The 11,106-nt window shown below is 40.2% G+C and carries 6 protein-coding genes; 5 read left to right on the top strand and 1 reads right to left on the bottom strand.

What is annotated here, in order from left to right; all coding sequences use genetic code 11:
- Nucleotides 1-355: 355 nt before the first annotated feature.
- From DBR11_RS07450 to DBR11_RS07430, 5 genes are all read left to right on the top strand, one after another.
- Nucleotides 356-952, top strand: a complete 597-nt coding sequence (locus tag DBR11_RS07450; RefSeq protein WP_108551151.1) for an RNA polymerase sigma-70 factor — start codon at nucleotides 356-358, stop codon at nucleotides 950-952.
- A gap of 58 nt (nucleotides 953-1,010) precedes the next feature.
- On the top strand, nucleotides 1,011-2,156 hold the full coding sequence (locus tag DBR11_RS07445) for a FecR family protein (RefSeq protein ID WP_108551149.1): 1,146 nt from the start codon (nucleotides 1,011-1,013) through the stop codon (nucleotides 2,154-2,156).
- 312 nt (nucleotides 2,157-2,468) lie between these two features.
- A complete protein-coding gene (locus DBR11_RS07440) occupies nucleotides 2,469-5,714 on the top strand; it encodes a TonB-dependent receptor (RefSeq protein WP_158275239.1) in 3,246 nt (1,081 codons plus the stop codon).
- 21 nt (nucleotides 5,715-5,735) lie between these two features.
- Nucleotides 5,736-7,463, top strand: coding sequence for a RagB/SusD family nutrient uptake outer membrane protein (locus DBR11_RS07435; protein WP_108551145.1), 1,728 nt, complete (start codon nucleotides 5,736-5,738; stop codon nucleotides 7,461-7,463).
- Between the two features lie 27 nt (nucleotides 7,464-7,490).
- Complete coding sequence (locus tag DBR11_RS07430) at nucleotides 7,491-9,869, top strand: glycoside hydrolase family 36 protein (RefSeq protein ID WP_108551143.1); 2,379 nt, start codon at nucleotides 7,491-7,493, stop codon at nucleotides 9,867-9,869.
- Between the two features lie 45 nt (nucleotides 9,870-9,914).
- On the opposite strand, the gene DBR11_RS07425 is transcribed toward DBR11_RS07430, so the two are convergent.
- Entirely contained in the window at nucleotides 9,915-10,754 is an 840-nt protein-coding gene (locus tag DBR11_RS07425) for a hypothetical protein (RefSeq protein ID WP_108551141.1), read from the bottom strand.
- Between the last annotated feature and the right edge of the window lie 352 nt (nucleotides 10,755-11,106).

The following is an 11,106-nucleotide window of genomic DNA, read 5'->3' as shown; positions in this document are numbered from 1 at the left end:
CATCTATATATTTCAGACTGTCTATCGTCGTTTTTTTTGATGATTTGACCTTGGTTATTTCATGCGGTTGCCCGTAGCTAAAGAAATTGAAAAAAAACAGCAAGCCGAGAGACAGCAGAATTTTTCGCATAAATAATTCAGATTTACAATTACTTTCTAAAATTGAATCTATATTAAGCAAAGACCGTGCTGGAATCTTAGAGAATATATTACAGGTAAACTGACTACCCCGGTTTTGTCGTAAGGATATTTCAATAATTTATTATGAATTCTGTTCGAAAATGGATTTCCCATTAATTGAAAAGATCTATTTTGACTTAGATATTTTATTTACCTTGGTCTGGAGATTAGAACTATGCTCGAACAGAAAGTTTATGCAGATCATGAGTTAATTGCTTTGCTGAAAGCAAATAATCAGGTAGGGCTTAAAAATATTTATGAAAAATATTGGAAACGTCTTTACCTCTCGGCTTACTCTGTTCTTAAAGATAGTGACCAGGCACAGGATATTGTTCAGGAGGTTCTGTTACAATTGTGGATCCGGAAAAATGAGGCAGATATAGAAAAGTTGAGTGCCTATCTTTTTACTGCAGTTCGCTATAAGGTATTATCCTATATTCGATCGGCAGATCACCGTAAGGTCTTCATTGAAGATGGAGATCTTGAACAACTGGCAGGAAGACAGGAACCCCATAACAACTTAGAGCTAAATGACATCAACAAGGTTCTTGAGCTGGGAATCTCGGCTTTGCCAGAACGTTGCCGGCAAGTATTCATCCTTAGTCGAAAAGAATTACTGAGTAATAAGGAAATTGCTGAACGCTTAGGAATTACGGTGAAAGCAGTGGAGTCTCAGATGACCATTGCTTTAAAACAATTGAGGGCTAAAATGGGCGATTTCTTCTTCCTGGTGCTTATTATTACGCCATTGGTCTCCATGATAAAAAAATAATTTCCTTTCTTACTGGGGTTACCAGCTTTTATATAGACATATCTATAGAAGAAACCTCATGACAAATAAAGAATTTAGGGATTTGGCAATCAAATGCGAAGATGGAACTGCAACTGAAACAGAAAGGGAACGATTTAATCAGGTTTATGACTTTTTGAGCAACCAATATCAAGAGTGGGATCCTGGGTTAATGAAGGATGAAGAAACGGTAAAGGGGCATGTTCTAGAATTGCTTACCCATGATGTTCAGCAATTTGAAAAGAGAAAAAAACACCTGAGTATCTATAAATACATTGGGATAGCGGCCAGTATCCTGATTTTGGGAATCGCAGCTTTTTATATGAATCGTGTCAAAAAGGTGGAACAAGTTGCTCCCTTATATGCAAATGATGTTGCCCCTGGTGGTAATAAAGCTTTTCTGGTTCTGAGCAATGGAAAAAGACTGGCCCTGGGAGAATTGTCCAATGGAACCATTGCAAGGCAATCGGGCATTAAAGTTACAAAAGCAGCGGATGGACAATTGATCTATACTATTGAGGATCATGGTCAAACCCGCCACGCCTATGAGTATAATACCATAGAAACGCCGAAAGGAGGTCAATATGAGGTGCGCTTACCTGATGGTACTGTTGTTTGGCTGAATTCGGCCTCAACATTAAAATATCCCGTAAGTTTTGCAGCATTTAAAGAAAGAAAAGTGTTGTTGAAGGGAGAAGCTTATTTCGAAGTGGCTAAGGATAGCAAACATCCTTTTACAGTAAAATCCGACCGCCAGACGGTAGAAGTCTTAGGTACCCATTTTAATATCAATACCTATCCCGACGAGCCATCAGTTAAAACAACATTACTGGAAGGCAGTGTAAAAGTAAGTAGCAACAATACGACCGAACGAACGCTAAAACCCGGACAACAAGCGGACTTATCCGTGAACGGGGAACTAAATGTCATTAATGTGGATACAGAACTTTCCGTGGCCTGGAAAAACAAGCAGTTTATGTTCGAAAGTGAAAAGATTGAGACGATTATGCGGATGATCGAACGATGGTATGATGTAGAAGTTGAATATACAGGACAAAAAACGGAAGAAAGATTCGGTGGGGCTGTTTCCAGATTTGATCGTGTTTCTAAAGTTTTAAAATCTCTGGAAAGTACAGGAAAGGTCCACTTTAGAATTCAGGGAAGAAAAATATATGTTTCCAAGTAAACAACGTGCTCAAATAATGACAATTAACCAAATAAATTCACTAAACCAAAGAACGATGAAGAAATACCGACGACAGAAAAGCTAGAGCTGCAGAAAGCCAGGACAGACATCTATATAAAAAACCAGAAGCGCAATTAACGCTCCTGGCTAAGTGTTTGGTCCACGTAAATTATGAGTAAACTGTAAAGCAGAAGCCCGAAGATTCGAAGCAAGAGGCATACTGCATAAAACCAAACTATAAACCAAATGTATAAAAAATATACTACTAAACGTGGTAGGGGTAATTCCTGTACCATTAAAATACTGCGAATTATGCGACTAACCACCGCGATACTAATTGCTACATTTATGCAGGTCAGTGCCACTGGTTTTGCACAAAAAATTACGCTGTCCAGATCAAATGCACCTTTAAAAGCGGTTCTAAAAGAAATCAGGCAACAAAGCGGTTATAATTTTCTGTATACAGACAACATCTTGAAAAAGGCGAGGCCTGTTAACATACGCCTCAATAAAACCAGTATTCTCGACGCCCTTAAGCAGGTATTTGAGGGGCAGATTTTAACTTACAGCATCAATGAAAATACAATAACCATTTGGGAGAAAGAAAATCACGATGCTAATGGTCTGATGAGGAAGGAAATAATTAAAGGAGAAGTTGTAGATGAACAAGGGAAGGCCATACCGGGTGTAAATATTATGGTGAAAGGTGCTGGTAAAGGCACTTCAACAGATGTGAAGGGTAACTTTTCCATTGTATTGGCCACAGGAGAAAATGAATTAACCATTTCTGCTATTGGTTATATCAGCCAAACGATTACTGTTGGAAAGGAAACCAGTCTCCATATTGTTCTTAAAGAAATTACCTCGAAGCTAGATGAAGTGGTGGTTGTGGGTTATGGTACACAAAAAAGAAGAGATTTAACCACTGCAGTATCTGGTATTGACAGCAAGGAAATATTGCAGAGCAAATCGTTTTCTGTATCTAATTCTCTAGCAGGCCGGGTACCTGGCTTAATTGTAAACCAACGCAACTCAAGACCAGGGAATGATGAAGCCTCTATATTTATTCGTGGAGCAAGTACCACGGGAAATACAGCCGCATTAATTGTAGTAGATGGTGTCGCTAACCGTGATGGGATCTCAAGAATTGACCCCAATGATATAGAATCTATATCTGTGCTAAAAGATGCCTCTGCTGCTATTTACGGAGCTCAGTCTGCCAATGGTGTAGTGCTGATTACGACTAAACGGGGTAAAACCGGTAAACCTACCGTTAACTACTCGTTTAACCATGGCATAGTAAGCCCAACCCGGTACATGGAAATGAGCAATGCAGCCGATTTCGTAAAAGGAATAAATGATTTGGACAGGCAGGCTGGAAGAGTGGCTACTTATAGCGCACAACAAGTGGCCGATTATCAGAACGGAGTTTTACCCAGTACAGACTGGTTAAGAGCAACACAAAAAAGCAGCTTTAATCAAGACAGACATAATCTTAGCGTAAGCGGAGGTAATGAAACGGTAAAGTACTTTCTGTCTTTGGGAACGGGAACTCAGGGAACAATAAACATAAACGATAATACCTCAAAATATACGCAGTACAATTTCAGATCAAATATTGATGCGCAGATTACCAAAAATTTCAGTGTTGGGCTTGATATAGCTGGAAGAAGGCAAAATATAAATTTTTTAGGCGTAGACGACGGATCTTTATTTAGCTGGAGTGTGCTTGGGCCCCCTGTTTTGCCCGCAACAATTTTAGGCGATTATCCCGCTGCAGGAAGGGGAAATAACAACCCTCTGGCGGCAGTAACAAGTGATTCTTACAACAGAACAGAAAGTTCTCTTTTTAACGGAACGCTAAAGGCTAAATATAAAATCCCTGGTGTTTCAGGTCTTTCGGTTGATGGCTTTTTTGCTTTAGATCAGGGGCAGAATTTTCAAAAAGTTTGGGAACAACCATGGACTTTTTATGTTGACCTAAATGGAGTTCCTTCTCCCCGCACCAGAGAAAATCCACCTTCACTATCTGAAAACTCCAGCAAAAGCGAATCGATCACAAAAAACATAAAACTTAATTATGAAAGAGATTTTGGTAAGCACGCCCTTTCCGCATTTGTTTCGTTTGAACAAAATGAAAGTAATGGCCAAAATCTATCTGCATCCAGAGTTGGCTTTGTATCGCCGGTAATTGATCAGCTTTTTGCGGGCAGTCCAATCAAAGATAATCAAAGCAACAATGGAAGCGCAAGCAGCGGTGCCCGTCAAAATTACCTTGGCCGTATTTCTTATGCTTATAACAAAAAATATCTGGCACAGTTGTATTTCGGTATCAATGGATCGCAAATTTTTCCTAAAGGAAAACGGTTTGGTGATTTCCCAGGCGGATCACTGGGTTGGGTGATTTCCGAAGAACCGTTTATGAAAAATATCGAGATGGTAAATAATTTAAAATTAAGGGTATCCTACGGAATATTGGGAAATGACAGGGTTGGCCAATACCAATACTTAAATGTTTATAATTTTGGTGCGGGGTATGTATTTAACGGTGCTGATGTTTCAGCCTTAAACCCTGGTGTCGCGGCCAATCCAAACATCACCTGGGAAAGGAAAAAGAGTTTTGACCTGGGCTTAGATGCAACTATACTTAACAATAGCTTGTCTTTTACTGTAGATTATTTTAGCAGCAGAACTTCTGATATTCTTGCCCAAAGAAATGCAACGGTACCCAATTATACCGGGCTTTCTTTGCCCAACGAAAATATAGGTATTGTAGACAATGCCGGTGTTGACGGACAGATAAACTACAGTAAAACATTTGGCAGGGTACGTTTTAACGTAGGCGGTAATTTCACTTTTGCAAAAAACAAAATTGTATTTGTTGATGAGGTTCCACCCACAGTACCTTACCAGAACATTACGGGCCGGCCAATAGGAACCCAGTTTTTATATAAGGTAATTGGTGTATATAGAACTGCTGATGATTTGGCGAAATACCCTGGACTTGCAGGTAAAAGACTGGGTGATCTGATCTATCAAGATGTAAGTGGCGATGGGATCATAAATGGAGACGATAGATATCCGGTAGAGCGGAATGCTACACCACAAATTCAATATGGCTTTAATTTTGGCCTGCAATATGCCAACTTTGATTTTATTGCACAGTTTCAAGGTCAGGCACGTGCCGTTCAATACTTTGGCTACCTGTTTGATAATGGCAACAATGCCCCTGCATACTACGTAAAAAACGCCTGGACACCGGATCATATAGATGCCCCTTTGCCCAGCATAGGACGAAGCACCGACAACAACGACTTGTTTTTGAGGGATGTTTCGTTCATTAGGTTAAAGAATATAGAGTTGGGCTATAGCCTCCCCAAAAAAATACTTTCTAAAATAGGTTTTCAATCTTCAAGGGTGTTTGTCAATGGTTATAACCTGCTTACGTTTGACGGCTTAAAAAAGGATGGATTGGGTGATCCCGAAAATGTTAACCCACAAGGGTTTGTATTTCCTCAAACAAAGATCATTTCATTTGGTATAAACGCAACCTTTTAATCTCATTTAAAATATTAGATCATGAAACGCATAGATATATATACTTACAATAAAGTAAGAACAAAGTTGCTCCCGGCAATTTTTTTAACTGTTACCTTGATTGCAGGCTGTACAAAAGCACTAGATCTTGAGCCTCTGGATTCCTTCAGTGATAAATCTGTTTTTAGCGATGCCCCAACTTTAAGTCTTTTTGTAAATGGCACTTATCGGTATTTAAGGCAGCCTTTTAGTAGTGATGACGGGCTTACAGAAGGCCTTACAGATAATGCATATACAAGATACGTAGGTTCTCAGCAGGCATATACAGACGGAGAAATCGTTAGAGATAACGGCGAAACGGTAGACCGCGGCGAATGGGCAAATGCCTATGCAGGTATAAGGAGGGTAAATTTGTTTTTTGAGCAATCCGCCGCCAGCAAAATAGATGCGGGTATAATCAGCAAACTGGGTGCAGAAATGAGGTTTATAAGAGCATTTAAATACTTTGATTTAATGAAGTATTATGGTGGGGTACCCATTATCACCAATACATTTGCGCTCGATGCACCTACTTTTGATGTGTCAAGAAATAGTATTGAAGAGGTAACCGCGTTTATTGTTAAGGAGTGTGATGAGATCGTTCCAGTTTTGCCAAGTTTTGCCTCAGCTGATAAAGGCAGGGCAACTAAAGAAGCTGCCATGGCCTTAAAAGCCAGAACTTTGCTTTATGCAGCAAGCCCATTATTTAGCCCTACCTTCGATATAACCAAGTGGACGGCCGCGAGAGAGGCCAATAAAGCGGTTATGAATTTATCTGGGTTTAATATGATCAATAATGGTACAGCCGCAGATTATTACGATACGTTTAATGGTAAAAATCAATCAGAAATTATTTTTGCACGGTATTTTACCGCAGCAAATTCACAGTCTGAAAATACTGCCGGCGAAGGCGCCAACTTTTGGCTTTACCCTAATTCGATGAATGCATGGTCACCCGTTTCACCAACTCAGGATATCATTGATAGTTATGAAATGAGTAACGGAAAACTGCCTAAAGAAGCCGGATCTGGTTACAATGATCAAGATCCTTATACCAATAGAGAGCCCCGGTTTTATGCCAATTTTATGTTTAACGGAGCGATTTTTTATGATCCGTATACAACAAAAACTACACGTGCGCTCGAATACTATCGCGATAAAAACAACCCTGCTAATCCACTCTTAAACGGAAAAGAATCAAGGGGCGCAAGTTTTTATGCAGATGGTGCTTCTCCTACCAGTTACAACTTTAAAAAGTATACTGTAGAAGGACTTGGTTCCCGTAATATTGGCAGCGATACACAAATTAATCCGTGGATCTATTTTCGTAGAACTGAATTTTATTTAAATTATGCTGAATGTGAAATAGCCTTAGGTAACGAAGAGCCCGCAAGAACAGCAATTAATAGAGTGCGCAGTAAAGTTGGCTTAACAGGTATAACCGAAAGCGGAGCTGCTTTGATACAAAGATACAGAAGGGAAAGACGTGTGGAGCTGGTGCTTGAAGATCATCGGATACAGGACATCAGAAGATGGAAGATAGGGCCAGATGCATTGAATAAACCAGTAATGGGTGTAGATATTTACAAAAATGGTACTCTTATGGAATACAATTATAATTTCATTGTATATAACAACCGCAAGTGGTCAGATAAAATGTACTGGCTCCCTATTCCCTACAGCGAAATTCAGCGTAGCCATAATAAACTCACCCAAAATCCCGGATATTAGCCTTAATCAAATAAAATATAAAAATAAATGAAGAAGCTGCTTACAGTTACAATGGCATTGATCGCTTTTTTAGTGATCAATGCCTATTCAGTATCAATAAAACACCCCGGCGGGGATAAATTTGTCCGTCCTCTTAAAAATAACAGCATCAGTAATCAGCTTTTAACCGTCAGCTATAATTCGGCGCTAAAAGGTTTTGAAGTAACGGCTCAATCAGCTAAAAAGGCATTCCTGAAAAATGTGATCCCAAACGGCGTGATCGAAACTGTTGAACAGAAAACAGTAGTTAGTGCTGCTTTTGGTAGAGGGACTGCATTATTGGTCACTACAACTGATGGGAATTTATTTTCATTTGCACTATATTCCCGGCAACCTTTTCTGTTTGTAAGCCAAACCATCAAAAACGGAGGCAGTACAAATATTGATATTCCAAAACTTAATCCTGTTTCCTTCTCGGTTGACCTTGGTAAACCTGCAGATCAGTTGAAAACAATGGGTACGGGAGGATTGCTGGCACCGGATAAAAACCCCGGCAGCTATGTTTTTCTGACAACGGTTGATCCGGGCTCTCGACATGGGGTAGTTGCAGGTTGGATTACCAATGAAAAAGGTAGCGGGGTCTTGTTCTCAAACATTGAAAATAGCTTGGTTAACATAAAAGCGCAAATAGATTACGGACATTTTCTCTTGCCTGCAGGAAAAAATGAAGCGGTCGAAACCTTGGCAATTGGCTATTTTGATGATGCGCGTTTAGGTGAAGAACAATTTGCAGATGCGATTGCAAAGCAACAAAATATTAAGATGAAGGCCCGTAGTGCGGTGTATTGTACCTGGTATTCTGAAAAAAACGGAGGAGCTGGCAGTGAAGCATCTAACATTGAATTAGCCAGATTTATTGAAGAAAAAAATCTAAAGTCATTTGGATTGGGCGTGATTCAAATAGATGACGAATGGCAGGCAGGAGGTAAATATAACGGGCCTCGTCGTGGATTTGACCGTGTGGATCCAAAAGGAGGTTATCCCAATGGAATGGCTGCTTCTACCAGTGCGGTTAAAGCTGCCGGTTTGGAGAATGGGATATGGTGGATGCCCTTTGCCCGTAACTATCAAGATCCTGAGTACAAAGATCGCCAACATTGGTTTGCAAAGCATACAAATGGTAAACCTTTTGAAACGAATTGGGGGGCTACTTCTCTTGATCTGACTCAGCCTGAAGTGCAAACCCATATTGCAGAACTTGCTAAAACAATGAAAAACTGGGGTTATAATTATTTCAAAATGGATGGTCTTTATACTGGGACGGTTACCAACCTGGTTTATATTAATGACGGATACAAAAATGACAGTATTGGCAATTCTAAACCCTTGTTCAACCCGCTTAAAACACAAATCGAAGCTTACAGGGATGGATTGAGAATTTTAAGGAAAGCCGTTGGCGAGGATGTGTTTTTTTCCGGATGCAGTGCAAGCCAGAACATGCGTTCCTTTGGCGCTTCTATGGGCTTGGTTAACTCCATGCGGATTGGGCCTGATTTTAACCACGATGGACAGACCATACGCACAGGTGCCATACGTGCTTCAAGGCTTTATTTTTTGAATGGGAAAGTATGGTGGAACGATCCTGATCCATCGATGCTGAGGGAAAAGGGTTTGTCGACAGCAGATCCGGGTGCCGGTGGAATTGGCAGTTTGACCAGGGCTCGTTTATTGCCTTCCTTTGTTGCGATCACGAGCCAATTTTTTCTCAGCAGCGACTGGCTTCCTGATTTACCAGAGGAACGTCTGGAGATTATGAAACGTTGTATGGCTTCTCACCATGGTATCGCCCGTCCTGTTGATCTGTTTGATAAATTTTTGCCATCTATCTGGCGTGCGACAGATAAAAAAACAGGTACTGAACGAAATGTAATTGGCTTATTTAATTGGGAAACCACCGCCCATAAAATACGCACCACATTAGACTGGGCAGGATTGAGTAATGAGAAAACATATTATGCTTTTGATTTTTGGGCGAATAAGCCAATGACTACTATCTCCAATGCCATATCGGAAGAGCTGCCTGCCGAATCGTGTATAATGATTGCTGTCCGTGCCAGAACCAATCACCCTGTGGTCGTTTCTACTTCTCAGCATGTAACCCAGGGGATGATTGATCTGGTTAAAGAAGAATGGAAAAACGGAGTTTTATCGGGTACATCTAAAATAATTGGCGGAGATGATTATGAACTGCGTATTGCCGGTATTAATGATGGTGCAGCCTGGAAGTTAGACAAAGCAAAAATAATTGGCGATGCAAAAAATGTAACTATTGAGGTCCTGCCTCAAACAGAAAAGGGATGGTTAAGGGTAGTTATTAAAGCTAAAGAAAACCGGATGATTAACTGGCAGGTTGTTTTTAGAAAATAAAATCTATTGGAACCAGATCAGTGGCGTTTGGTTCCAATAAAACCTTTACAAGGTTAAATTAAAAATAGGGCTCCATGGAGAGGCTATAGTCTTGTTGCCAATTCTTACCGGTGGAGAAAGGACAAATGTTCCCGGGCTGATCACAGCACCTATAATTCCCGCAGGATTAAAGACCTTACTGTTCAGGGTGGTTCTGATGGAATTGTGTGAGGAGAAGTATTTTAGTCCTATCCCGGCAATACATAAACAGCCCTGTGGAACTTCAAAATCAAATTGTCTGGCTGGTACAATAGTTTCGTTTTGGCTCATCTCAATGGTCTGTGTAGCAGATTGTTTTCGCAGGCATTGTTCCAGAGAGGTAAAACTGACGATGACCATCAATGTGCAGGTATTGGAAGCCAGGGGAAATTTTAACTGGGCAGGGATTTCAATTTCAGGCAGGCTTATGGTTAGAATATTTCCATTCAGCTGCATTTCGGGGCTTACCCAAAGGTTGTTGATCAGCGGAGATTTAATGTTAAATTCAAAACCGGCCAGCCGGCTGAAACTATCCTCTGAAAAACTAAATTTTTGGGTTTCCGGATCGTAACATTGTCTAAGTACCGCTTTTATTGGGGTGTTGAACCGGTTCACCATTTCGCCATCCTGATTGGAGCTGACGATGAGGTTCAGTTCATGCCGGAGTGCAGAGGCTAAAGTACTGCCTTTTCCAAATAGACTTGATTCTTGCTTTGTTGCCTTGGTTTGTTTATATTTACAAGGTGCGCTTTGCACAATTGGCGCTTTTTTACCTTTTCGAATTACAATGTTGCCGACCAGGCCTCTGATCTGTTTTCCGTCAAATTTTCCCATGTTTTCTTTAGTTTGAGTTGATATCTGGTTCATGTTATGTTCAGTATTACTTTAGTATGCCTGCGTAATGACAGGATCTTCTGAGCGCCATGAGTGCGCCTTTTTTCGGTAAAAAGGCGCACTCATGGCGCATTCATTGCGCACTCATGGCGCAATCATACTAAAGCAATATAGAACCATTACTTAACCGCTTGGCTCCGCATTCTAAGTGTTTTTTATGTTTAAGTGTAGTTTTGTGTTTAAATGTTAATCTAAGCTACATTTTTTATTTTAACTATTTGCTATATAGTGTTATATGGTGTTTTTATTTTTAATTTTAAGTTAATTTTGACTGACAGTTTGGCTGATGTTTAGAATATAATTTCGTTTTATAGCCATGCTGTAG

It is taken from the genome of Pedobacter sp. HMWF019 (genome assembly GCF_003061025.1).
Taxonomy (GTDB): domain Bacteria; phylum Bacteroidota; class Bacteroidia; order Sphingobacteriales; family Sphingobacteriaceae; genus Pedobacter.
The sequence above is the reverse complement of the archived record's forward strand: the minus strand, read 5'-3'. Positions and strand labels throughout refer to the sequence as shown.